Source organism: Rhodococcus sp. WWJCD1 (assembly GCF_002258735.1).
Lineage (GTDB): Bacteria > Actinomycetota > Actinomycetes > Mycobacteriales > Mycobacteriaceae > Rhodococcoides.
This window is the reverse complement of the sequence record NZ_NOXY01000012.1, coordinates 1-22,650: the sequence shown is the minus strand read 5'-3', so window position 1 is coordinate 22,650 and position 22,650 is coordinate 1. Positions and strand designations below refer to the sequence as shown.

Genomic DNA, 22,650 nt, shown 5'->3' with positions numbered 1-22,650 from the left:
CCTTTGGTGCCCGGTGGGCCGGTGATATTTCCCGACTCGGCCCGGGAAATGCGGGTTACGCTCGTCGTCCGATCTGCCGGGCGAGAGGGAATTCGTGGATCTATGGGGTTATCTGCAGGGGCGGGGTGAATCCCTCGCGTTTCTGACCTATCAACATGCGTCGCTGGCGTTTCAGACGGTTCTGGTGGGCACGGTCGTGGCTGTGCTCATCGCAATCGCAGTCCATCGTCTTCCGCTGTTCTCGGCGTTGACGCTGACGACCAGCCGAGTAGCGCTGACGATTCCGTCTTTGGCGTTGCTCGCGTTGCTCATCGTGCCGTTCGGCCTCGGGGTAGTGCCCTCGTTCATCATGCTCGCGTTCTTCGCGGCCATGCCCGTGATCGGTAACGCCATCGTCGGACTGCGCGGCGTCCCCGACACCGTGATCGAGTCGGCGAAGGGAATCGGTTTCTCGCGCAGCCGCATCCTCGTGTCCGTCTCGCTGCCCATGGCATGGCCGGTCATTCTCACCGGCATTCGCGTCTCGACGCAGATGGTTGTCGGCGTCGCGGCCATCGTCGCGTACGTGCTCGGACCCGGCCTCGGTTCGCTCATCTTCAACGGCCTGTCGAGACTGGGCGGGACCAATTCCGTCGAGATGGCAGTGACCGGAACAGTCCTCATCGTCGTCATCGCCCTGGTGTTCGACGCCCTGCTCGTCCTCCTCGGGCGCCTCACCATCTCGAAGGGATTGTCATGACGGACAACACGACCGGCGGACCGACGGTCACCGGTGCCTCCATTCGCCTCGACGGTGTGGTCAAGCAGTACAAGGGTCAGAACAAGCCGGCAGTGCAGAAGATCGACCTCGAGATCGAGGCCGGCCATATCGTGGCGTTCGTGGGACCGTCCGGCTGCGGTAAGACGACGACGCTCAAGATGATCAACCGGCTGATCGAACCGACCGAGGGCCGTATCTTCATCGGTGACCGTGACGTGACCGGCGAGGATCCGGACAAGCTTCGTCAGTCCATCGGGTACGTCATCCAGTCCGGCGGACTCTTCCCGCACTGGTCGGTCGCCAAGAACGTCGGAGCCATTCCGCGCGTCCTGGGTTGGGACGCGAAGAAGATCGAGGAGAGAACCGACTACCTGCTCGATCTGGTCGGGCTCGACGTCTCCGACTTCCGCGATCGCCTACCCAAGGACATGTCGGGCGGGCAGCAACAGCGTGTGGGTGTAGCGAGAGCGCTCGCTGCCGATCCGCCGGTTCTGTTGATGGACGAGCCCTTCGGCGCAGTGGACCCGATCACCAGGGTTCGACTGCAGGACAGCCTCATTGCCATCCAGCACGAGCTCGCGAAGACGATCGTCATCGTCACTCACGACTTCGAGGAAGCGACGAAGTTGGGCGACAAGGTATTGATTCTGTCCGAGGGTGGTCACATCGAGCAGTACGCGACTCCGGAAGAAATCCTGGCCAAGCCGGCCAGTCCGTTCGTCGAGGAATTCATCGGCTCCGGAGCCACTCTGGCGCACCTGACACTGTCCAGGGTCAAAGACGTGGAACATGATTCGGTAGTGACCGCGAAAGTCGGCGACAATTCGCAGGAGGTCATCGCGCGCGCACGGGCGCAGGGTGCCACCTGGATCGTCGTCATCGACGAACACGGCCGCCCCCGAGCATGGCCGTCTCTCGACGAAGTGGCCACCAAGGACCGCATCACCGACTACGTCGACGAGCGATTGCCCACCGTCGCACCGTCGTCGACGCTCAACGACGCTCTCGATTCGATGTTGGCCGCCAGTCAGGGCGGCGTACTCGTCACCGACGGCCGAGGTGCCGTGACCGGCGCATTGACGATTGCCACCGTCATGGCCGTCATCCGGGGGCAGCTCTCGGACGCTCGATCCGGCGACGGCCACGTCACGTACTCGGCCCATACCGAAGGCGCAGCAACATGAATCGACTGCGCCGTGCCCCGTTGGATGTATGGTTCGAGCCGATCGTCATCGTGGTACTCGGACTCGGCTACATCCTGTGGTATCGATCGACGACACTGACCACCACCGAACAAGCATCGCTCGGCTGGGACAACCTGAAGACCACTATCGTCGATCACATCGTTCTGACGTTGACGGCCACGGTGATCGTCGTCGTCATCGCAATACCGTTGGGCATTTTGCTCACTCGGGACAGAGCGAAGAACCTTCGGCCGGTGGCCGTCAACTTCGCCAACATCGGTCAGGCCGCTCCGGCAGTCGGTCTGATCGTGCTGCTGACGATGTGGCTCGGAACCGGATTCCGAACCGCTGTAGTGGGTTTGGTCGTCTACGCAATTCTGCCGATCCTTCAGAACACGATCGTCGGGATACAGCAGGTCGATCAGCGAACGATCGAGGCGGCCCGCGGCATCGGGTTCTCCGGGATTCGCACCCTGGTGCAGGTGGAACTTCCCCTGGCGGTGCCGGTGATCCTCAACGGCGTGCGCACCGCGCTGGTCATCCTGGTCGGAACCGCCACGTTGAGCACGTTCATCGGGGCGTCCAGCCTCGGCACGCTCATCACGACGGGCACAACGCTCTTCTTGCCGAAGTTGCTCATCTCCGGTGCCGTTCTCGTTGCACTGCTGGCACTGATCATCGACTGGCTCGGCCGTGTGGTCGAATTGTTCGCGACCCCAAGAGGAGTGGCATGATTCGCCGTCTGTTCGCCGCCGCTGGAGCTGTGGCGCTCGCCGGCTCGTTGGCTAGCTGCGGTCTGGTGAGCTCGTCGGGAACGTTCGAGAGCACCACGCTTACGGACGGTGCGAGGCCGCTCGACGGCGCGTCTCTGGTGGTGACGAGCAAGAGTTTCACCGAGGGCGTGCTCCTCGGGAAGATAACGGCCACATACCTTGCCGCCGCGGGCGCGAAGGTGACCGACTTGACCGGTGCGCCGGGGTCGGCGTCGTCGAGACAGGCGCAGCTCAACGGCGACGCAGACATCCTGTGGGAGTACACCGGCACCGGCTGGGTCAATTATCACAGCCAGACCGAGACGATCAGCGATCCGCAGGAGTTGTGGGAGCGCGTTCGTGACATCGAGAAGAGTGAGCACGACCTCGACTGGCTACCTCCGGCCAACTTCAACGACACGTACGCGTTCGCGGCATCTGCCGCCACCTCCGAGCGACTCGGCGTCGCCACTCTGTCCGATGTCGCGAAGCTCCCGGAAGCCGACCGAACATTCTGCGTCGATGACGAATTCTTCTCTCGTTCGGACGGTTTCGGCCCGATGCTCGACACGTACGGGATCGGACTGAACGCGCCGGGTGGGGTGCCGTCCAGTAACGTCACCCGCATGGACGCCGGTGTCGTGTACACGTCGACCGCAGACAGTTCACCCTGCAATTTCGGTATGGTTTATACCACCGACGGTCGGATAAAGAACCTGAATCTGACCGTGCTGCAGGATGATCGCGCATTCTTCCTGCCGTACAGCGGCACCGCTGTGGTACGCAATGCGGTGCTGGAGCAGCATCCCGAGATCGCCGATCTGCTGGCGGTGGTGTCGGGGCGTTTGACCGACGACCTGATGCAGGAGCTGAACGGGCGGGTCGATATCGAAGGCGAGGATCCGTCGGACGTCGCATACGAGTGGCTGCAGAGCGAGGGGCTCGTGGACTGACCTCAGCTCGGATCCGGCTCGAAGAGCTGCTCGATGGTGCAGTCGAAAGCCGCGGCGAGGCGAAAGGCGACGGGCAGGCTCGGGTCGAATCGCTCCTTCTCGATGGAGATGATCGTCAGGCGGGTGACGTCGATCCGTTCGGCCAGTTCGCTTTGAGACCAACCCTTCTCGGTGCGACGCCGTCGAACGTCGTTCCTCATTCGGACAGGGCTCGGTAGCGCGCGAACGCATACCGGCCGGTGAACGATGCGAACGCAGCCAGCAACAGACCCGTCAGCAGCAGAGTTGCCGGGGGATCGACGCGGGTAATGGCCACCACCGCCAGAGTCAGGCCGAGGACGGTCACAAGATCGGTGGCGGTGCCGCAGGACGCCGCCGTGGTCCAATGGCTTTCGATGCTGTCACCCGAAGTGTAAGTCTGGTCGGCAGTGACCGGTGCAATGATCAGTATCCAGCCCAGCATCGCCCCGAACGGTAGCGCGGTGAATCCGAACACCACCGCCGCGACTCCTGGGGCGGCGGGCGAGACCAGCCAGGCCAGTAATGCCGTCGCCGAGGCAGTGGCGAGGCCGACAGCGGCGACCGATATCCATTTGAGTGTCACCTGAATGCTCCGATCGTAGGTATAGTTCGCTATACGTATAGGAAACCATACATCGGGCCTCACACTCAGGTAAGCGAGACGGTGAGAAAACTGTCACCGACGTGCAGCATCGGTGTAGTCAGTCGAAACGTGCCAGGTGATGAGGTAGTGGTACCGAAGGAAAGGACCACTGTCATGCCGGATCTCTTCAGCCCGTTCACGCTCAAAGGCGTGACGCTTCGAAACCGAATCGCCATGTCGCCGATGACGATGTATCGCTCCGTCGACGGGAAGATGAACGACTTTCACCTGATGTATCTCGGTGCGCGCGCGGCAGGCGGATTCGGGATGGTGTTTCCGGAACAAGTTGCGATCACGCCGGACGGTCGCACGACTCCTGGCTGCGCCGGGATCTACGACGACGACCAGATCGAGGGTCACGCACGCGTGACGGCGATGATCAAGGACATGGGATCGGTCCCGGCCATTCAGCTGGGTCACACCGGACGCAAGGGCAGCGAGGTCCCACCGTGGCAGGGCGGACATCAGCTCCCGGCAGACCATCCCGACGGCTGGGAGTGTGTTGCACCGTCGGCGATTCCCTACGGCGGCGACCACTCGTTCCCCGTCCACGAACTCACCGTGCCCGAGATCAAGGCGATCCACCAGAGCTACGCCGACGCAGCTGTCCGTGCTGCGGAAGCCGGCTACGAATGGCTGGAGATGCACTACGCGCATGGCTATCTCGGGGCAAGCTTCTTCTCCCCACTGGCGAACCAGCGCACCGACCAGTACGGCGGAAGCCTGGAGAACCGGGCACGGTTCCACCTGGAGGCGCTCGACGCGGTGCGTGAGGTGTGGCCGGAGAAGTACCCCCTCACCATGCGGTTGGGCTCGGACGACCACCACCCCGACGGGGTTCAGTTCGACGAATCCATGATCGCCATCGGATGGATGAAGGAACACGGCCTGGACATGGCCGATGTGAGCCTGGGCTTCAATACCGACGACATGGTGGACCCGCCTTTCGGTGACATGGGGTTCATGGTCGAGCGGGCTGCGCGTGTCAAGCGCGAGCTGGATATCCCCGTGACCTGCAGCTGGAATCTGGGGGTGCCCGAAAACGCGGATGCCGTGATCCGTGACGGCAAGATCGACGTCGTGTTGCTCGGTCGTCCGGCGCTGGCCAACCCGCACTGGCCGGTGTGGGCAGCGCGCGAGCTGGGCCACGGTGACCCGTTCTCACTGGTGCCCGAGGACTGGAGCTGGTGGCTGAAGAACTTCCGGGGACACGACCCCAGCATCGGACTGCCGCCGGCGAAGGTCGTGGAGGTCGAGCAGGAGCGCAAGATCGCGTAGCAGTCAGGGGAGGCCGGACGGCGATCACAGACCATCTGTGGACGGTAGGGTTCCAAGGGCTCGCATCATGAGGAGCCCAGTGGTGTTCTCGTATCGACGCGGAGGTTTGTGATGGCCGGCGGACTCGTAGCTCTGCTCGACGACGTGGCAGCGCTGGCGCGCCTGGCTGCCGCGTCCATCGACGACGTCGGTGCGGCGACCGGGAAGGCGACGGCCAAAGCGGCCGGTGTCGTGATCGACGATGCGGCGGTGACGCCGCAGTACGTTCGCGGTCTCGCGGCCGAACGTGAACTCCCCATCATCAAGCGCATCGCTGTCGGCTCGCTTCGCAACAAGCTGCTGATCATTCTGCCGATCGCCCTGTTGTTGAGTCAGTTCTTGCCTTGGCTGTTGACGCCGATTCTGATGCTCGGCGGTTGTTACCTCAGCTACGAGGCGGCGCACAAGATCTGGGGCGCTCTGTTCGGTCACGGTGACGATCACGCCGCCGCCGAGGACGAGCCGCGCGACGAGGACAGTGTTGTCTCCGGTGCGGTGCGGACCGACTTGATCCTGTCCGCCGAGATCATGGTCATCGCGCTGGACACCATTGCCGGTGAGGGCTTCTGGAGCCGATTGATCATCCTGGCGGTCGTCGCCGTGGTCATCACGATCGTCGTCTACGGCGTCGTTGCGTTGATCGTCAAGATGGACGACATCGGTCTGAAACTGGCCGACGGTTCCACCGGGTTCGTCGAGAAGTTCGGCCGGGGTCTGGTCAAGGGCATGCCCAAGGTCATGTCGGTGCTGTCGGTCGTCGGCACCGCCGCAATGTTGTGGGTCGGCGGACACATCTTGCTCGTGGGCATCGACGAGCTCGGCTTCCACCCCATCTACGAGCTCGTGCACCACGGCGAAGAAGCGGTGCGGGGCGTCGCCGGCATCGGCGGAGTGTTGGCGTGGATCGTCAATACTCTCGCGTCGGCGATCATCGGTGCGATCGTCGGTTGCATCATCGTGGTTGCACAGCTGGGAATCTCGAAGGCGCTCGTCAAGCGGGCTGCCGCGAAGTAGTGGCGGTACCGGCTACGTTCGCCGTCGTTCATCCATCGTCGGAACCGGCGTCGGAGATCCTGTATCGCTACAACGTCGATATCGTCGGGCGCTTCTACGGCCGAGAGGCGTCCGAGGAGGAAGTGCTCCGAGTCATGGTCGACGAACCGAGCGACGACCTTGCCGGAGATTCGGGCACGTTCGTAGTGGCGTATGCGGAGCAGTCCGTCATCGGCTGTGGTGGAGCACGTTTCATATCCGACGACGTCGCTGAGTTGACGCGAATCTTTGTGGATCCGATCGGCCGGAGGGGTGGCGTCGGCGCATCATTGATCGGGTACATCGAGAATCTTGTTCGAGAGTCCGGACGCAGCAGAATCCGACTCGATACCCGAGCCGATCTGGTCGAGGCCCGCCGCTTGTACTCGCGGCTCGGCTATGTCGACGTCCCAGCATTCAACAGCGAACCCTACGCCGAGGTGTGGCTCGAAAAGCAGCTCTTCTGAACGGCTTTCGTCATCGTCGAGCCAGCTCGAGGACCCGTCGCTCGGACATGGAGACATCGGCGAGCGATGCCGTCAACTCGTCCCACGCCCTCTGAACGCGGAGTTCGTCTCGGCGGAGGCGCTTCTGCGCAGCAGCGAGTCTGCGGCGCTCGGCCAGAAGCAGATGTCGATCGCGATCCTGCCTGGCCATGAAGAGGTACGTGTGCGGATCGAACGGATACATGCCAACTCCTATGGTGTAGTGGGGAATCCGTGCATCAGAACCATGACGTGCTCACGCTCTCCCGAGGTCGCGTTCTCGCCGTGTCGACGCCATTTGTCGATGACGGCACGCATCTCCGTGCCCATCTGTTTCGTCTCTTCGGCGGTGAGCCGCAGTACGTCGTCGGAGCTGAACGCCGCCGACACCCATTCCGGACCCCAGGACTCGGACGTCCGATCGAAGTCACGAAGGCGAGACCACTGGTGCGCTAACCAGGAGTCCTTGGACGCCTTGGCAACCGACAGGGACTCGGGCGAATCGGAGAAGTCGTTCTCGGACCAGCTGAAGCCCTCCTCGTTGGCCTCCGACCACCAACGCTGGCGCTTGTCCGAGCCGTTCTCGACCTCCTTCACGAACCCGTGCTCGGCGAGTTTTCGCAGGTGATAGCTGACCGAGGCGGGTGACTCGTCCACCAGATCGCCGAGCTGGGTTGCCGTCATCGACTTGTTGGCGCGCAACGCGTAGAGCAGGCGCAGCCGAATGGGATGCGTCAGTGCTTTCAGCTCGGACATGTCCGTCAGCTTCCGCGGCGTCCGGGGCGGTGGTGGTGGGCTCATGCACCAACCATAGCCCGAAAGAAATATTTCGCAATAGTTCTTTCGGATCTGGACACTCGTAACTCACGCGATCGAGTCGAGGAACTCCAGCATCGCGCTATCGAACTCGTTCGGCCGGTCCATGTTCGCGGCGTGACCGCAGTTCTCCAAGACCACCGATCGACCGAGCGGATTCAGCTCCACCGACTCGGAAGCGTGTGCAGCAGGCCAGAACTGACTGTCGCGCGCGGCGACCATCAGGAACGGTCTGTCGGTACCGGCAATGGTTGCGCGCCAATCCTGGGCTGCGTGATCGGCGAGCAGCGCCTTCATCGGTGGGGTGTCGGGCGACGCCATCTTCGGCATCGTCCGTAGTGCGACAACGAGCCTCAGCAGTGACGGAATGGACTTCCATTGGGGCCGGCCATGGCCGGTGTCGGGTATTCCGTTGTCGAAGAATGTCTTTCGATTCTCTTCGGTAAGTCCGTAGAAGCCGTTCGGCCAGTCTGCGCTGTTGACCATCTTCGGTGTCTGATCCACCGACACGACAGCCCGTACGTGGTCGGTGCCGAATTGCGAGATGTAGGACCAGACGGTGCTCGCTCCCATCGACCCGCCAATCAATACGGCCTCGTCGACGCCCAACGCTGCCAGGAAGTGTGCGACATCGCGCCCGTGCCGCTCCATGGATGCGCCGTGGGCCGGTGCTTCCGATGCCCCATGGCCGCGTCGGTCGAGAGCCAGCACGCGATACCCGGCCGCCACCAACGCCTTCTGCTGCAACGCCCATGTGGTCGCGGGCGCACAGAAGCCGGCGATGAGCACCACGACCGGGCCGGTGCCCTCGTCGATATAGCTCAGAGTGACGGAGTCGTCGGTGACCACTGTCGGCATGGTGAATCTCCCGTGTCAGAAGAACTCGGTCAGGCGAACTCGGCGTGCATTTCCCAGATCAGGATCTCGCTCGCAGTCGATGCTGTCACGCGGTGTCCGCCGGTACCGGTCAGTCGAACCGCGTCACCTTGGGCGAGGTCGCCTACCTCCTCGAACGCCACGGAACCGTCGGCCATGAAGACGTGACCGAACGGCGCGTCGGGAACGGTGACGGACTCCCCGGGTTCGAGTCGAGCGACATGCAGCGTTGCGTAGCGGTTACCGATCCGAACGCCGCCGCGGCCCGGCATCCCGGACGCCACCGGCACCAGCTCGCCGGATGCCAACTCGTCGCGCACATCAAGCTCCTCGTACGAGGGCACCCGTCCGTCGGTGTCGGGTGGAATCCACATCTGTACGACGCGCAACTTCTCTCGGCTGGTCAGGCTCGACGCGTTGCGTTCGGTGTGCCGAATGCCGGTGCCGGCACTCATGCGTTGAAGCAAGCCTGGGTAGACGATCCCCGAATTACCCTCGGAGTCGGTGTGTTTCAGCGTCCCTTCCAGAACCCACGTGACGATCTCCATGTTCTCGTGCTGATGGGAGTCGAAGCCTTCACCCGGAAACACCGTGTCCTCGTTGTGCACCATGAGCAGGCCATGCGCGTTGGCCGCGAGGTCGTAGTTGCCGGTGGCGGGGAAAGACTGCTTGGAGTCGAGCCACTCGTTCCACCAGTGATGGCGTTGTTCACCGGGTATGTGAGTCACGGTCACGACGCGTGGTTCCGCATCGCTGTGAAAGTTCGGGTCAGCGCCGCGAGATCGTTCGGGTCCACCAGGTCGAACATGTTCTCTCGCACTGTCTCGACGTGGCCCGGGCTGGCGGCGGTGAGGGTGTTCATGCCTGCTTCGGTGAGCTCGGCGGACATTCCTCGCTTGTCGTCGTCGCATTTGACGCGAATGACCCAGCCGTTGTCGACGAGTCGGCTGATGGCCCTGGTGACGCCGCTGCGAGTCGTGGTGACAGCGTCTGCCAGTTCGCTCATACGTCGGCGACGGTCGGGTGCTTCCGACAGAACGACCAGCAGCTCGAAGTCGGTGAACGAGATTCCCGAGTCGCGTGTGAGTTGATTGTCGAGGTCGCGAAGCAGCAGCCGCGTCGCGTCGAGGTACGCGCGCCAGGCCCGCTGTTCGTCGGTATCGAGCCACCGTGGTGAATCCATGTCTCCATGCTAGTTGACAACGCAACTAACGGGTGTACTGTTCTCAGTAGTTGACGAAGCAACTACTTGACCGGAGGGTGGAGCGATGACCAACGAACTGACTGCCGAAGAGACACGCCGAGCGCAGGAACACGAAGAGCAGCGAGAACGTATTCGTGGGCAGTACCTGAAGCCGGCCGGTGAGCGGCCCGCGTCGTCTGCCCGCGGACTCCATCACACCGCGTTGGTCAGCAGCGACGTCGAAGCAACGGTGCGCTTCTACCAGGATCTGCTCGAGTTCCCGCTCACCGAGCTCATCGAGAACCGCGACTACCCGGGCTCTTCTCACTTCTTCTTCGACATCGGCAACAGCAACCTGTTGGCCTTCTTCGACTTCCCGGGCCTCGACGTCGGTCCGTACGCGGAGGTTCTGGGTGGACTGCACCACGTGGCAATCAGCGTCGAGCCCACCCGTTGGGAGCACCTACGCACCAAGCTGACCGACGCCGGAATCGAGTTGATCGAGCACAGTGACGTCTCGCTGTACTTCCGCGACCCCGACGGTGCGCGGCTGGAACTCATCGCCGATCCGCTCGGTGAGATGTACGGCTCACACGTTCTCTGAGAACCCACCTACTTCGAGATTCGAGGCAATGACATGACCTCTGCAGCAACCACACTCGACATCCGCCGCGCCGATGACCGATTCAAGACGAAGATCGGCTGGCTGGACTCCAAGCATTCCTTCTCGTTCGGCAACCACTTCGATCGCGGCAACACCCATCACGGCGTCCTCATGGTGAACAACGACGACATCGTTACCCCGGGCATGGGATTCGACACCCACCCGCACCGCGACATGGAGATCGTCACCTGGGTTCTGCAAGGGTCCCTGGTGCACCAGGATTCGATGGGCCACTCCGGCGTCATCTACCCTGGTCTCGCGCAGCGCATGAGTGCGGGTACCGGAATTCTGCACTCGGAGAAGAACGATTCGTGGCGACTCGGTGATACCGCCGGCTCGTATTCGGGCAAGCACGGCGATCCTGTTCGGTTCGTCCAGATGTGGGTCGTGCCCGACGAGCAGGGCATCACCCCGGGTTACGAACAGCTCGAGATCGACGGCGAATTGCTCAGCGGCGGTTTGGTTCCCGTCGCGTCCGGCATGCCCGACCATTCCGATCATGCGGCCATTCGCATCAAGAACAAGTACGCGGCCATGCACGTGGCGCGCTTGCAGGCCGGGCAAGCTCCCGTCGAGATACCCGACGCGCCGTTTGTGCACATCTTCGTGGCGGAGGGTGAGGCGATGCTCGAGGGCGTCGGACTACTGGCCGAGGGCGATGCCGTGCGCGTCAGCGGAGGAGGCGGCCAGAAACTGAGCACCGCCAGCGGTGCCGAAGTGATCGTCTGGGAGATGCACGCCGCAATCGCCGGCTAGTCGGTCTCTCGGTGCGGACGGAACGAGTGCTCCTCGTGGTCGAGTTCGTGCTCGAGGCTACGCATGCTGTTGTCCGGTAGCCGGCCGGCATCTCGCCAGCACAGCAACTCCTCCCGCTCGACCGCCAGGATGCGTCGGCGGGTACTCATCGCGGCGATCTGCTCCGGCGAGATGACCGAGTCGCCCACTTCGGACTCGTCGAGATGGTCGAGTCGGCGGTGGTACCGGTCGATCCGATGTTCCAACTCGTGGCGCAGTATCTCCCGCCCCTCGTCGTCGAGTTCTTCCTCGTCGGCGATGCGATCCAGCTGTGACAGTGCAGCTTTGGCCGATCCCTCACGTGCTTCGTTTCGCAGACGTGCCTCTGCTGCGGGGTCGGCGACGACGTTCAGCTTTCGCACCAGCGGAGCGAACGTCAAGCCCTGTCCGACGACCGTCACCAGCACGACCAGAAATGCGCAGAACAGCAACAGGTCTCGGCTCTCGAACGGCTCACCGGAGTCGATCGTCAGGGGCAAAGTGAACACGGCCGCGACGGTGATGACTCCACGAGTGCCGGCCCAGCTCATCACCACCGCCTCGCGTGCGGACAGACCCGTGGTCAGCAACCACAGCGGCCGCAGCAGCAGGACTCCGGCGAGCGTGACCGTGACTGCGAGGGCGATGGTGGTCCCCGAGTATGCCGACAGGCCGCCGACCACGGTGGGCAACTGCTCGCCGATCAACAGAAACACGAAGCCCTCGAGCAGCAGATCTATCAGCCGCCACACCGCGCTGGTCTGCAGGCGGCTGGCTCCGGAGATGGCGTGGCGAGTGTGATGCCCGATCACCAGTGCCGCGACCACGACGGCCAGAACTCCCGACGCATGAACCTCTTCGGCCGCCAGGTACGCAACGAACGGCGTCGCCAGCGACACGATGTTGAGCAGCAAAGAATCGTGAACGTATCGCTGTACCAGTCGAATCAGCAGGGCGACGACCAATCCGGCGACGATGCCGCCGACGGCCGCCAACACGAACAATCCGCCGGCGTGAGCGAACGTCATGTCCTGGCTCGAGATCGCGGCGATGGCCACGGTCAGCATCGTCAGCGCGGTGGCGTCGTTCAGCAAACCCTCCCCTTCGATGAGGGTCACCAGCTTCGGTGGAATGCCGGCGCGTCGACCGACCGCAAGGGCGGCCACCGGGTCCGGCGGTGCCACGGCGGCACCGAGCGCCATACCAGCGGCAAGCGTGATACCCGGAACGAGCAACCACAGACCGACGCCCACGAGGGCAGCGGTCGCCACCACGAGGGCGACCGACAAACTCAAGATGGTCCACACGTTTCGGCGGATGGCGATCAGTGACGAGTTCAGGGCAGCGCTGTAGAGCAGCGGCGGTATCACCAGGGTCAGAACGACCTCGGGGTCGAGGACGATGTCGGGCAACGCCGATGCCGAGACGGCCAGGCCGGCCAGGGTCAACAACGCTGCCGCGGGCAGCGTCGTCTTCTTCGAGATCACCTGTGCAGCGACGATCAGACCCGTGGCAGCCAGGACCAGCCCCAAAGTTTCTATCACCCGGCTGTATTCCACCAGGTCAGAGGTTCAAACTATCTCTTCAGCCCGAACATCTTCGCGATCGTCTTCTCCATGAACGTCGCCGGCAGCAACCGCCGCGCCAGAAACACGACCGGTGCGTTGCTTCCTCTGGCGTACAAGGGTTTCGGCTTGTCGGCCTCGATGGCCTTCAGTACCACCTCGGCGACGTCCTCGGCGGAGATGCCGGTTCCCTCCTTGCGATCCAGGGACGAGATCGCTGTGTGGAAGTCGTCTCGGTGGACCGAATCCGCGGCGATGTACTTGGTACGGCGTTCGCTGATTCCGGTGTTGATCGATCCCGGCTCGACGGTGGTCATCCACACGCCGAAGGGAGAGAGTTCCAGACGCGCCGCGTCGGAGAAGCCTTTGATCGCTGCTTTCGTCGACGCGTAGGACGAGCGATAGGCGAGGGGGAAGCTGGCCAGCATCGAGCCGACCATCACGATGCGGCCGTAACCGCGCTCGCGCATACCGGGAATGACGTTCTGCGACAGCGTCACTGCGCCGAAGACGTTCAATTGGAAGAGTCGTTCGATGGCGTCGGTCGGCAGCTCCTCGAACGGTCCCGACTGGCTCTCGCCCGCGTTGTTGACCAGAACGTCGACGGCGCCCAGCTCCGCGACGAACGTGCCGATCGACGCGCTGTCGGTCAGGTCGAGGGCTCGATATTCGACGCCCGCCGCCCGTTGCGCGTCGGTCATCGAATCCGGGTTTCGGGAGGTGCCGATCACTCGATATCCCCGAGTGACGAGCAACTGTGCGACTGCGCGTCCGATGCCCGAGGACGCTCCGGTGACCACTGCCGTGCGATTCATGCTCACAGGCTACGGGGTGGTCCATTCGAACCGGGTGACGATCGTAGTCGTACCGGTTAGTCTGTTACCTGTGCAAACGAATCCTCCCGCCCTGCTGCTCGAGCACATGTGCATGGCCTTCGGCCCCAAGGTTGCGGTCGACGACCTGTCGCTGATGGTTCCGCCCGGTTCGATGTTCGGGTTGGTCGGACCCAACGGTGCAGGCAAGACGACATCGCTGTCCATGGCAGTGGGGCTGCTGAGGCCGCAGTACGGGCGGAGTCTGGTATTCGGACGAGACGTCTGGGCCGATCCGATCGCGGCGAAAGAACTGCTCGGCGTGCTGCCCGACGGACTGACCTTGCCCTCCCAGTTCACCGGCCACGAGCTCCTGACCTACATCGGTCGACTGCGCGCGATGCCGGAAGACGTCATTGCGCAGCGTCGAGACGAGCTGCTGAACGCATTGGACCTGACCGACGCCGGAGGAACCGTCATCGCCGACTACTCCGCGGGAATGACCAAGAAGATCGGGCTGGCCTCCGCGTTGCTGCACGGGCCCCGATTGCTGGTGTTGGACGAGCCTTTCGAAGCTGTGGACCCCATCTCCTCTACCACGATTCGAACCATCCTCGTCCAGTTCGTCCGCTCCGGCGGGTCGGTGATTCTGTCGAGCCACGTCATGGCCCTCGTCGAGCAGCTGTGCACACACGTCGGCGTCATCACCGGAGGCCGAGTGGTGGCGGCCGGAACCGTCGACGAGGTCCGCGGCGGCGGGACCCTGGACGATGCCTTCGTTCGCCTCGTCGGCACCCGCGATCAGAACCCGGACGGACTGTCCTGGATGCGCTCGTGATGTCGGTCGGCCGCACTGTCCTGCAGATGCGAATCACGCTCTACCGCAGGCAGTTCAAGGGCGGACAAGCGGTGGTCAAGACCGTGTTCGGATTGCTGGGGCTGGCCCTCGCGGTTCTCGCATGCGTGATGGCGGCTCGAACCGACGCGTCGCAGGTACTGGTGGGCGGCACCGCAAGCCTCGGACTGACCCTGACGGGCTTGAGTTGGGTGCTCTTCCCGGTGTTGTCGGGCATCTCCGACGACAACATCCAGCCCCGCCACTTCCAGCTGTTGTCCGTCGACCCCGCGCGACTGGCCCGTGCGCTGCTGACCACGTCGGTGGTCGGCATGGTGGTTCCACTGACGATTATCGTGGCCGCGTCCATTCCGATCTACGCTGTGTCCCGCTCGGTCGCAGCACTGCCGTTGGCTCTGGTGGCCTGGCCCGCAACGGTGGTGTTCTTCGTGACGCTGTCGAGGGTGGTGACGTTGGCGATGTCGCAGCTGCTCAAGAGTCGACGCAGCCGTGAGTTCGCACTGTTGGCGTTCGGAGCCGTCTTCGGAGGCCTGTACTTCCTGCAGTTCCCCATCACCCACAATCTCGATCGAGTGCTGTCGGGTGAGGTGACATGGCCGCTCACGCTGGCACATTCGATTCCGTTCAGCTGGGGAGTTACCAGCGTCGACGCGGTGCTCGAGGGCAATTGGCTGCTGGCGATCGGCGCACTTGTGGGATTGCTGCTGCTGGACGTCGCACTGGTATGGACATGGCAGCGACTGGTTCTGCGCCACTTCGAGGGACGGGTCTCGACGTCGTCGGGATCGACCCGTAAGCAGACGATCGCCGACGGCCGCGACGGAGCAACAGGGTGGCGGGTGACGAGGGTCGGCGCGGTGGTGACCCGAGAGCTGTCCCTCTGGCGCGGTGACATGCGTCGTCGAAGTCAGCTGCTGTCGGTTCTGATCTTCGCGGTGCTGGCTGGTATCGGCCCGTTGGTGACCGATTCGATTCCGTTCACTGCCGCCTGGGGTGCCTGGGTCGTGATCTTCATGGCGATGGGTGCGGGATCGAATTCGTACGGTCTCGACGGTAGCTCGATGTGGCACCTGGTCATGATTCCGCAGGCCCTCCCCGACGACGTCCGTGGTCGGCAGATCGCCTGGTTGCTGATCGCGGCCCCCTTCGCGATCGTGCCGGTCGTGGTGGTTCGAGTGTTCGGCGATCTCGGGCTCGACCGACTGGAGATCCCGATCGCATTGACGATCTCGATGCTCGGAGTCAGCGCCGGCCTGACCGCCGTGAACTCCGTACGCGGTGCCTACCCCGTGCCCGAAGCTACGAAAACGTTTTCGATGAACACGCGGGGATCGTTCACCGGCAACGCATTCGGATTCCTCGTACTCGGGATAGTGGTCCTGGCGGTATCGGTCGTGCCTGTACTGCTGCTCGCGCTGCTCCTTCCTGGAGCGTGGGCGTATCTGTCGATTCCGGTGGCCGTAGCGATCGGCTGGCTGGGGATGTGGTGCGGCGCGCGGATGGCAGTCGGCGCGTTGGTTCGTGACTCCGACAGAGTCCTGAACGCGGTGATGTCACGGTAGCGCGCGGATTGCCCGACACGGGTTACCCGCAGCAAAGGTTTGCGACGGTACGTCGCGGGTGACGACACTCCCCGCTCCGATCACCGAGTTCTCGCCGATGGTGACTCCCGGGCACACGATGACGCCGCCGCCGAGCCAGACGTTGTTACCGATGGTGATGGGAAGGGCGCTCTCCCAACGTGTCCGGCGAGCTTCGTGATCTTCCATAGGATGCAGAGCTGTCAGTAGTTGGGCGCGCGGGCCGATCGAGACGTCGTTACCGATGGTGACGGGTGCGCAGTCCAGCAAGATTGCATCGTAATTGAGGAAGGTGTTCGAGCCTATGGAAATGTATGTGCCGTAGTCGCATTGGAATCGGGGCATGATCCACGAATCCGCTCCGATGGATCCGAGCAGCTCGCCGAGCAGTTCACGCCGTTCTTCGGTCCGGTCTGCCTCGGTAGCGTTGAATCTGTCGAGCAGCTTCCCACAAGAGATTCGAGACGCCACCAAGTCGGGATCACTGTCTCGGTAGAGTTCGCCGCGCAGCATCCGATCCCGATTCTCACCCATGTATGTCACGCTACAAGCCGGTCGACATTTCGAACAGCGCGACGCTGAACCACGAATTCCCATCGCCGAAATCGCGCCGACCGACGTAGCGAAACCCCTGCCGTAGGTAGTAGCTGCGCAGGTCGATGTTGGTCTCGGCGCAATCCAGACGTAGCAGCGCTCTACCTTCCTGCCGGGTCCGCTGCGATGCCCACTCGAGCAGCGACGTGCCCAGTCCTGTTCCGGCCTCACTTCTGTCGATCACCAGTCCGTGCACGTAGCCTGCGGATTCGCCCTGCTCCGGCCAGATGGCAGGGTCGGCCCAGATCAATCTCAGCGCGCCGGGCAGCCAACCAGTCCTCGGCGGCGTGCCGGAGGCCGAGTATCGTTGCTGCGTCGGCGGCGGATGCGAGTTCTACGGTGAGCACCGTGCCATCGTACGGAGGTGGCGAGTCCTGTGGTGAACGTGCTTGTGGTCGAGAGTGATTCGGACCGGAAGGCCTTTCCGTCGATCGCTGGAGTCCAGTTCCGGCGCTGCGCGATCGATGAGCTGGCCGATACGGTCTCCTGGGCCGAGGTGCTGCTGTTTCGCACGTTCGAGGCCGTCGATCTGCAGGCCGTGTGGCCGAATGCCGCCAACCTGCAGTGGATTCATGCGTCCAGCGCGGGAGTCGATCGACTGTTGGACCCGGGTCTGCGCGAAGGGCCGTGGCTGCTGACCAACTCGGGAGGCATACTCGACCATGCGATAGCCGAATATGTCGCAGCAGGAATTCTGGCGTCGGTGAAGAAGCTGCCCCAGGCACTTCGCCGTCAGCGTGAGCGAGTCTGGGAGCATCGAGTCAGCTCCGGAGTTCGCGGCAAACGTGCGCTTGTCGTCGGACCGGGCTCGATCGGGCGTGAAATCGGCCGGGTACTCGGCGCTCTCGGCATGCGCGTCGATGCGTCGGGGACATCCGAACGCCCGGGGGATGCGGAATTCGCGCGAATTCGTCACGTCCAAGAATTACGTTCGTATGCAGGCGAATACGCCGTCATCGTGCTCGCTACACCGTTGACCGAGAGAACCCGTGGTCTCGTCGGTACCGAGGTGCTCGCGGCCATGAGTCCCGATGCGGGTCTGGTCAATATTTCCCGCGGTCCGGTCGTCGACGAACAGGCTCTGTGTGCGGCCCTGGCCTCCGGGACGATCGGCTGGGCAGTGCTCGATGTGTTCGAGGTCGAGCCGCTGCCGGCATCGAGCCCGCTGTGGAACATGGACAACGTGATCCTGACCGCCCATCTGGCCGGGGATGCCGACGACTTCGCCGAGCGGTTGTGGCAGCTGTTCGAGGAGAATCTGGAGCGATATCTGCACGCTTCGCCGCTGGTCAACGTCGTGGACAAGCAGACGGGATATGTCCAGCGATAGGTCGAACCGGCAAAGTGTGTGTAACAGTGCGTAGCGTGTACTAGGGTGCACGAGTGCGGGTAATCAATCATTCGGCGATCGCGTCGACCAGTCGGGAGGCGGCATTCGCCTACCTCGACGATTTTCGTAACGTGCCGCAGTGGATGTTCGGCATCACACGGTTCGAGCCGACGAGCGAGATCACATCCGGTCTCGGAGCTACGTACGACGCGACGATGCAGATCGGCCCCAAAGCGCTGAAATCTGTTGTGCACGTGACAGAGTGGGTCCACAACGAGCGACTCACCCTCGAGTCGGTCGAGGGGCTGTCGAACTCGTCCACGTGGTCGTTCGAGGACGCCGGTGACGGCCGAACCCGACTGGTGGTCGTCTTCCGCTACAGCCTGCCCGGCGGTATAGCCGGTAAGGTGCTCGGAGCTGTCGTGGAACCCGTTGTGGGTCAGGCAATCCGGCACACCGAGTCGACTCTCCGGGGCCGCTTGGAAGCGGCCGGTCAGTAAACGTACTTGTCCAGAGCGTCCAGTGCCGGTCTTAGCACTGGCTACCGAGGCGTATGTCGGTACTCTGGCTAACATGTCAGAGGATGTGCGACCAGAACGTGGACTGACCTTCGGCCGAGTTGCGGAGGATTACGACCGCGCCCGACCCGGTTACCCCGCCGAGCTGTACGTGGACATCGTGTCCGGAGGAAGGCTGCGAGTACTCGAGGCCGGAGCCGGTACCGGTAAAGCCACGGTTGCCTTGGCCGAGCTCGGCGCATCCCTGGTTGCGGTGGAACCGGATTCGGGCATGGCAGAGGTCGTTCGACGTCGTACCGAGAACCTCGACGTCGAGGTGCAGGTGTCGCGATTCGAGCAGTGCGTAGTCGAGCCGCGGTCGTTCGATGTGGTCGTCGCCGCGCAGTCTTGGCATTGGGTGAACCACGAGCAGGGAGTAGCGGTGGCGGCCCGCGCGTTGGTACCGGGCGGCGCGCTGCGGCTGTGGTGGAACATGCCGGGCGACCTCGACGGGCCAGCGTGGGATGCCGTGAGAGCTGCCTACGACGCAACCGAACCGGAAGCGGCACCGCTGCTGGCGCGGTCTCTCGGTGCGCAATCGGAGTCGAGCGTGCCTCGAGCAGACGGCTTCGGACCCTGGTCGTCCTCGACGTACAGGTGGGTCCAGCGCTACACGGCGGACGAATTCTGTGCGATGGCCGCGACGTACTCGAGTCATCTGGTACTCGACGACACGCGGCGCGACGAGGTGTTGAACGCGGTGCACACGGCTATCACCGAGCACGGACACCTGGATTATCACTACGTCACCCAGATGATGACAGCGCAGTTGCAGTGACCGAGAGGGCTAGGAGATCGTTGTGGTGCACACGACGAACTGTCTTGCCTCGTAAGCGAACCCGCCCTCCGGGCAGTCGTTGGGGTCGGCGGTACCTGTCTTGATTTCGGTGACCTGTTCGACGTCGGTCGCGCTGGGGTCGCTGCAGTCGACACGTGCGGGCTCGTCGATACCGCCAGTGGGAACGCTCATGCATCCGTCGACGACCCAATCCACGTCGAGGCACAGAGCGCCCTGCTCCACGCCGTCGAGAGTCTCGTAGTACGTCTGATTGACATCGGTGGGGCACTGCTCGTTCTGCTCGGCCTTCGCAATGACCTTGTAGTTCGATTCCATGCTGCCGCACTCTGCGTTGGCGATGGTGGCGGCGGTCATCGTGCCGCCGAGCTCGACGCATTGACCGATCTCGACATCGATATCGGTGGAACCACCGGCGTCGATGCCCTCCTGGCCGGTGACGTCGTCGGTGGTGCTGGCAGCGGCCGACGTCGAGGACGAGGTGGTGGTGTCTGCGGCAACGGCGTTGCCCGAGTCGGACGACGAGCAGCCTGCGGCGAAGAGCAGCGTGAGTGTTGCACCCGCGGCGAGGAACCCTCTGGACAGTGCGTGCATCGTGGCGTGACCTTCTGGACTCATCCAGGCGAAGGAGTGCTCCTTCGTCGGCAACCCCGCGGGCTACCGAAAAAATATTCTTTACTATTCACGGAGATTTTGAAAGTCACGAACGGAACACGATCGACGAAACCCACTTGGTGTTGTGCACGCCCGGCAGTGCAGGCACGATCACCCGCGCGGGATAGCCGTGATCGAGCGAGAGATCGACGCCGTTGACTCTCAATGCCAGCAACGAGTCGGTATGTGCTACTTGATTTCCCTGCAGCACTGCGCGAGTGAAGGCACCGTTCTGCTCGAGAGAGGTCACCTCGGCCGATCGTGGTTCGGACACACCCGCGAGGGCGGCGAGTTCGGCCAACGGGACGCCGGTCCAGGTCTGAGTCGTCGACCATCCTTCGACGCAGGCGATGGGAAGTTCGGCAGTGCGCTGCGGCATCGACAGCAGTCTGCCGCGGGACAGCACCACCGGAACGGCGTCGTCGGCTGCGCCTGCGATCGTCAACTGCCAGTCGGCTCCGGTCTGTGCCTCGGTGATTCCCGCCGCCTCCGCGGTCCGATTGATCTGAAAGTCGTTGGGGCCGTCGCCGTAGGAGCGCCCGCGCGGCAGCAGAATCGCGGCCTTGCGGAGAACGCCTCCGACCGTCTGGCCCACCGTGAGCACAGCGACGAAACCCATTCCAGCAGCGACCAATCCGATTGCGCCGCGGCGGTTCATCGTTGTCGTGTGGCCCTGGTCGGGGGACTCGTTGCGCGCGCGCAGCACGTCCATCAGCGACTCGGACCGCAGGGTTCGCCACATCAGCGGCACCTTGAGCCCGAGATGGACGAGGAATCCGGCGATGAACACCCAAGCGCCGAAGTAGTGGGCGGCATAGAAGTCGAAGCCGAAGACGTAGTCGTACTGGATGTTGAGTACACCGGTGACGATCTCGAACAGCAGACCGCCGACGAGCGCCAGCAGGGACAGGCGTTCGAGTGCATGCGCAGGCGAACGAACCGGCGGCAGTTCGACGAGCTTGGGCATCACCGACCACAGCTTGGCGATGACGAGAGGCACGATGATCAGGCCCAATCCAACGTGCAGACCCTGCGTCAGCTGGTAGAGCCAGGCAGGGTTCGTAGGCCAATCGAAGAACGGCAACCGCAACCACCCGACGGCACCCGGCTTGGCCTGGCCGAACTGGGGCCCGTACGCGATGTACGACAGTAGACCGGTCACGATGACGATCGGTAGGGCAACGAGCAGCACTGCGCCGAACAGCGACGTCAACCACGTGCCGCGCAGCGGACTGCGAAAGCGCACGAGGGAATTGCGGGCGTCGACCATGTAGGGCATTCGCTGCCCTGGCGGTCCCGGATGTGTCGTGCCCAGCTTCCCTGCCTGTTTCATTGCCTCGTAGAAGGCCTGTGCATCTGCGGCCGTGGATATTTTCGGACGGCCGGATGCCCATCGGTGAAAGAGCTCGTCGTACCTCTCCCCCATCGCCGACGGCACAGCCGGGTACCGAGCCGCGATCTCGGCTGCCCGCTTGCGCAGGAGAGCTGTTCGAGCGGTGTCGATGGTGGCCGAATCGAACCCCGGGGGCAGCGGCTCTCCCGCCACGAGCGCACGGATGAGCTCCTTCTGACGGCGAGCCAGGTCCTCGCTCACACCGTCGGACCCAGCACCCGGTCCGGCGTGATTCGTTCCAGGCCCGCTGAATCGGCGATCGCGTCGAGTTCGTCCAGCAGCTCCACTTCGGGTGGGTAGTGTCCGTCGCGCTCGAGCATGAGTGGTGTGCGGTGCCCGGCTGCAGTGAACGTTCTGAGCAGCTCGAGTACCTCTTCGGGAACTGCCGCGGTGTGCGAGTCGTGGTAGACGCCATCACGTACCGTGCCACCGGCGATGTGGCAGTACGCAATTCGGTCCAGAGGCAGCCGGGCCAGTTCGGTCCACGGGTCACGGCGTCGGTTTCGCGCGTTCGCGTAGACGTTGGCGATGTCCAACACCAAGTCGACGCCGGTACGCTCTACCAGCTCGCTGAGGAACTCGCCCTCGGTCAGCTCGTCATCGGGCCAATCGAACAGTGCTGCAATGTTTTCCACTGCCAATGGCACCGAAAGTCCGTCCTGCGTTCGCGCTATGTTTCGAGTCAGCACAGTCAAGGCCTCGCGGGTCCGCGGCATCGGAAGCAAATGCCCGGCCTCGATGCCATCGGCACGAACGAACGCGATGTGTTCGCTGACGATAGGCGACCCGAGCAGCGAGGCGACCCGCTCCAAGTGCGCTATTCGGTTGTGCTCCAACGGCTCCGCACCGCCCAGAGACAAACCGATTCCATGAGTGACAACGGGTACGCCCAACGAGGTGAGGCGCTCCGGTGCTTGATCCCCGATCGATTCGGCGATCACCTCACAGAACGCGAGCCCCGGCAACTGCGAGACGATCCCCGAAATCTCGGAGCGCCAGCCGATTCCGAGACCGACAGGCAGTGAGTAGGTGGTCACCCGCCGCACCCACCCC

At 63.4% G+C, this 22,650-nt stretch carries 28 protein-coding genes; 14 read left to right on the top strand and 14 right to left on the bottom strand.

The genetic code is table 11. The features are described from left to right. The first annotated feature begins 94 nt into the window (after window positions 1–94). From CH286_RS07825 to CH286_RS07810, 4 genes are read left to right on the top strand one after another with little or no spacing between them, the layout of a single operon-like run. Window positions 95–739: an ABC transporter permease gene (locus CH286_RS07825; protein WP_032378676.1), complete on the top strand. Its 645-nt coding sequence runs from the start codon at window positions 95–97 to the stop codon at window positions 737–739. Continuing rightward, entirely contained in the window at window positions 736–1,944 is a 1,209-nt protein-coding gene (locus tag CH286_RS07820; RefSeq protein WP_032378675.1) for an ABC transporter ATP-binding protein, read from the top strand. The genes CH286_RS07825 and CH286_RS07820 overlap by 4 nt, the downstream gene beginning before the upstream one ends. Further along, complete coding sequence (locus CH286_RS07815; RefSeq protein ID WP_037151991.1) at window positions 1,941–2,678, top strand: ABC transporter permease; 738 nt, start codon at window positions 1,941–1,943, stop codon at window positions 2,676–2,678. Before CH286_RS07820 ends, CH286_RS07815 begins: the two co-directional genes overlap by 4 nt. Further along, window positions 2,675–3,649 carry a glycine betaine ABC transporter substrate-binding protein gene (locus CH286_RS07810; protein ID WP_094608871.1) on the top strand — a complete coding sequence of 325 codons (975 nt, stop codon included), beginning with the start codon at window positions 2,675–2,677 and terminating at the stop codon, window positions 3,647–3,649. Before CH286_RS07815 ends, CH286_RS07810 begins: the two co-directional genes overlap by 4 nt. A gap of 2 nt (window positions 3,650–3,651) precedes the next feature. On the opposite strand, the gene CH286_RS07805 is transcribed toward CH286_RS07810, so the two are convergent. After that, window positions 3,652–3,849, bottom strand: coding sequence for a helix-turn-helix transcriptional regulator (locus CH286_RS07805; protein WP_032402782.1), 198 nt, complete (start codon window positions 3,847–3,849; stop codon window positions 3,652–3,654). Then, a complete protein-coding gene (locus CH286_RS07800) occupies window positions 3,846–4,253 on the bottom strand; it encodes a hypothetical protein (protein WP_094608870.1) in 408 nt (135 codons plus the stop codon). The genes CH286_RS07805 and CH286_RS07800 overlap by 4 nt, the downstream gene beginning before the upstream one ends. 174 nt (window positions 4,254–4,427) lie before the next feature. On the opposite strand from CH286_RS07800, the gene CH286_RS07795 reads away from it, so the two are divergent. From CH286_RS07795 to CH286_RS07785, 3 genes are all read left to right on the top strand, one after another. Next, a complete protein-coding gene (locus CH286_RS07795) occupies window positions 4,428–5,591 on the top strand; it encodes an NADH:flavin oxidoreductase/NADH oxidase (protein ID WP_052058523.1) in 1,164 nt (387 codons plus the stop codon). Between the two features lie 111 nt (window positions 5,592–5,702). Continuing rightward, complete coding sequence (locus CH286_RS07790) at window positions 5,703–6,644, top strand: DUF808 domain-containing protein (RefSeq protein WP_032402783.1); 942 nt, start codon at window positions 5,703–5,705, stop codon at window positions 6,642–6,644. Next, entirely contained in the window at window positions 6,644–7,129 is a 486-nt protein-coding gene (locus CH286_RS07785) for a GNAT family N-acetyltransferase (RefSeq protein WP_052058522.1), read from the top strand. Before CH286_RS07790 ends, CH286_RS07785 begins: the two co-directional genes overlap by 1 nt. A 10-nt stretch (window positions 7,130–7,139) precedes the next feature. Here the strand turns inward: CH286_RS07785 and CH286_RS07780 are convergent, their stop codons facing one another. The 5 genes from CH286_RS07780 to CH286_RS07760 form a co-directional block, all read right to left on the bottom strand. Continuing rightward, complete coding sequence (locus tag CH286_RS07780; RefSeq protein WP_032402785.1) at window positions 7,140–7,352, bottom strand: hypothetical protein; 213 nt, start codon at window positions 7,350–7,352, stop codon at window positions 7,140–7,142. An 8-nt stretch (window positions 7,353–7,360) separates the two neighbouring features. Then, entirely contained in the window at window positions 7,361–7,948 is a 588-nt protein-coding gene (locus tag CH286_RS07775; RefSeq protein WP_037151985.1) for a helix-turn-helix domain-containing protein, read from the bottom strand. A gap of 63 nt (window positions 7,949–8,011) precedes the next feature. After that, the gene (locus tag CH286_RS07770; RefSeq protein WP_037151983.1) at window positions 8,012–8,821 is read right to left on the bottom strand and encodes an alpha/beta fold hydrolase; all 810 of its coding nucleotides are present in this window, start codon (window positions 8,819–8,821) and stop codon (window positions 8,012–8,014) included. Between the two features lie 29 nt (window positions 8,822–8,850). Further along, entirely contained in the window at window positions 8,851–9,573 is a 723-nt protein-coding gene (locus CH286_RS07765) for a pirin family protein (protein WP_094608869.1), read from the bottom strand. After that, window positions 9,570–10,022 (bottom strand): MarR family winged helix-turn-helix transcriptional regulator, encoded by a 453-nt coding sequence (locus CH286_RS07760; protein WP_094608868.1) that lies wholly within the window; start codon window positions 10,020–10,022, stop codon window positions 9,570–9,572. Before CH286_RS07760 ends, CH286_RS07765 begins: the two co-directional genes overlap by 4 nt. Window positions 10,023–10,107: 85 nt before the next feature. Between CH286_RS07760 and CH286_RS07755 the strand changes: the two genes are divergently transcribed. Both CH286_RS07755 and CH286_RS07750 read left to right on the top strand, forming a co-directional pair. Continuing rightward, entirely contained in the window at window positions 10,108–10,626 is a 519-nt protein-coding gene (locus tag CH286_RS07755; RefSeq protein ID WP_094608867.1) for a VOC family protein, read from the top strand. A 33-nt stretch (window positions 10,627–10,659) separates the two neighbouring features. Next, window positions 10,660–11,442: a pirin family protein gene (locus tag CH286_RS07750; protein WP_094608866.1), complete on the top strand. Its 783-nt coding sequence runs from the start codon at window positions 10,660–10,662 to the stop codon at window positions 11,440–11,442. Here CH286_RS07750 and CH286_RS07745 read toward each other — a convergent pair. Together CH286_RS07745 and CH286_RS07740 are read right to left on the bottom strand one after the other, a co-directional pair. Next, window positions 11,439–13,004 (bottom strand): Na+/H+ antiporter, encoded by a 1,566-nt coding sequence (locus tag CH286_RS07745; protein ID WP_094609079.1) that lies wholly within the window; start codon window positions 13,002–13,004, stop codon window positions 11,439–11,441. The genes CH286_RS07750 and CH286_RS07745 overlap by 4 nt on opposite strands. Window positions 13,005–13,036: 32 nt before the next feature. After that, window positions 13,037–13,840, bottom strand: coding sequence for an SDR family oxidoreductase (locus CH286_RS07740; protein WP_094608865.1), 804 nt, complete (start codon window positions 13,838–13,840; stop codon window positions 13,037–13,039). A 106-nt stretch (window positions 13,841–13,946) separates the two neighbouring features. On the opposite strand from CH286_RS07740, the gene CH286_RS07735 reads away from it, so the two are divergent. Then, window positions 13,947–14,675 (top strand): ABC transporter ATP-binding protein, encoded by a 729-nt coding sequence (locus CH286_RS07735; protein ID WP_094609078.1) that lies wholly within the window; start codon window positions 13,947–13,949, stop codon window positions 14,673–14,675. Window positions 14,676–14,701: 26 nt separating this feature from the next. Next, complete coding sequence (locus CH286_RS07730; protein ID WP_255182606.1) at window positions 14,702–16,255, top strand: ABC transporter permease; 1,554 nt, start codon at window positions 14,702–14,704, stop codon at window positions 16,253–16,255. Here CH286_RS07730 and CH286_RS07725 read toward each other — a convergent pair. Then, the gene (locus CH286_RS07725) at window positions 16,247–16,807 is read right to left on the bottom strand and encodes a sugar O-acetyltransferase (protein WP_094609077.1); all 561 of its coding nucleotides are present in this window, start codon (window positions 16,805–16,807) and stop codon (window positions 16,247–16,249) included. The two genes, CH286_RS07730 and CH286_RS07725, sit on opposite strands and share 9 nt — an antisense overlap. A gap of 10 nt (window positions 16,808–16,817) precedes the next feature. Next, window positions 16,818–17,117, bottom strand: a complete 300-nt coding sequence (locus tag CH286_RS07720) for a GNAT family N-acetyltransferase (protein ID WP_255182605.1) — start codon at window positions 17,115–17,117, stop codon at window positions 16,818–16,820. 114 nt (window positions 17,118–17,231) lie between these two features. Here CH286_RS07720 and CH286_RS07715 point away from each other — a divergent pair, with 114 nt between their 5' ends. The 3 genes from CH286_RS07715 (at window position 17,232) to CH286_RS07705 (ending at window position 19,532) form a co-directional block, all read left to right on the top strand. Beyond that, the gene (locus CH286_RS07715; protein ID WP_080737225.1) at window positions 17,232–18,197 is read left to right on the top strand and encodes a D-2-hydroxyacid dehydrogenase; all 966 of its coding nucleotides are present in this window, start codon (window positions 17,232–17,234) and stop codon (window positions 18,195–18,197) included. A gap of 53 nt (window positions 18,198–18,250) precedes the next feature. Then, entirely contained in the window at window positions 18,251–18,697 is a 447-nt protein-coding gene (locus CH286_RS07710; RefSeq protein ID WP_032378659.1) for an SRPBCC family protein, read from the top strand. 73 nt (window positions 18,698–18,770) lie between these two features. Next, entirely contained in the window at window positions 18,771–19,532 is a 762-nt protein-coding gene (locus tag CH286_RS07705) for a class I SAM-dependent methyltransferase (protein WP_094608862.1), read from the top strand. 9 nt (window positions 19,533–19,541) lie between these two features. Here the strand turns inward: CH286_RS07705 and lppU are convergent, their stop codons facing one another. The 3 genes from lppU to CH286_RS07690 all read right to left on the bottom strand — a co-directional run bounded on the left by lppU (window position 19,542) and on the right by CH286_RS07690 (window position 22,643). After that, window positions 19,542–20,144, bottom strand: a complete 603-nt coding sequence (lppU, locus tag CH286_RS07700; RefSeq protein ID WP_441347111.1) for an LppU family putative lipoprotein — start codon at window positions 20,142–20,144, stop codon at window positions 19,542–19,544. A 106-nt stretch (window positions 20,145–20,250) separates the two neighbouring features. Further along, window positions 20,251–21,483: a molybdopterin-dependent oxidoreductase gene (locus tag CH286_RS07695; protein ID WP_094609075.1), complete on the bottom strand. Its 1,233-nt coding sequence runs from the start codon at window positions 21,481–21,483 to the stop codon at window positions 20,251–20,253. Between the two features lie 311 nt (window positions 21,484–21,794). Further along, window positions 21,795–22,643 carry a DUF692 domain-containing protein gene (locus CH286_RS07690; protein WP_255182628.1) on the bottom strand — a complete coding sequence of 283 codons (849 nt, stop codon included), beginning with the start codon at window positions 22,641–22,643 and terminating at the stop codon, window positions 21,795–21,797. Window positions 22,644–22,650 lie beyond the last annotated feature (7 nt).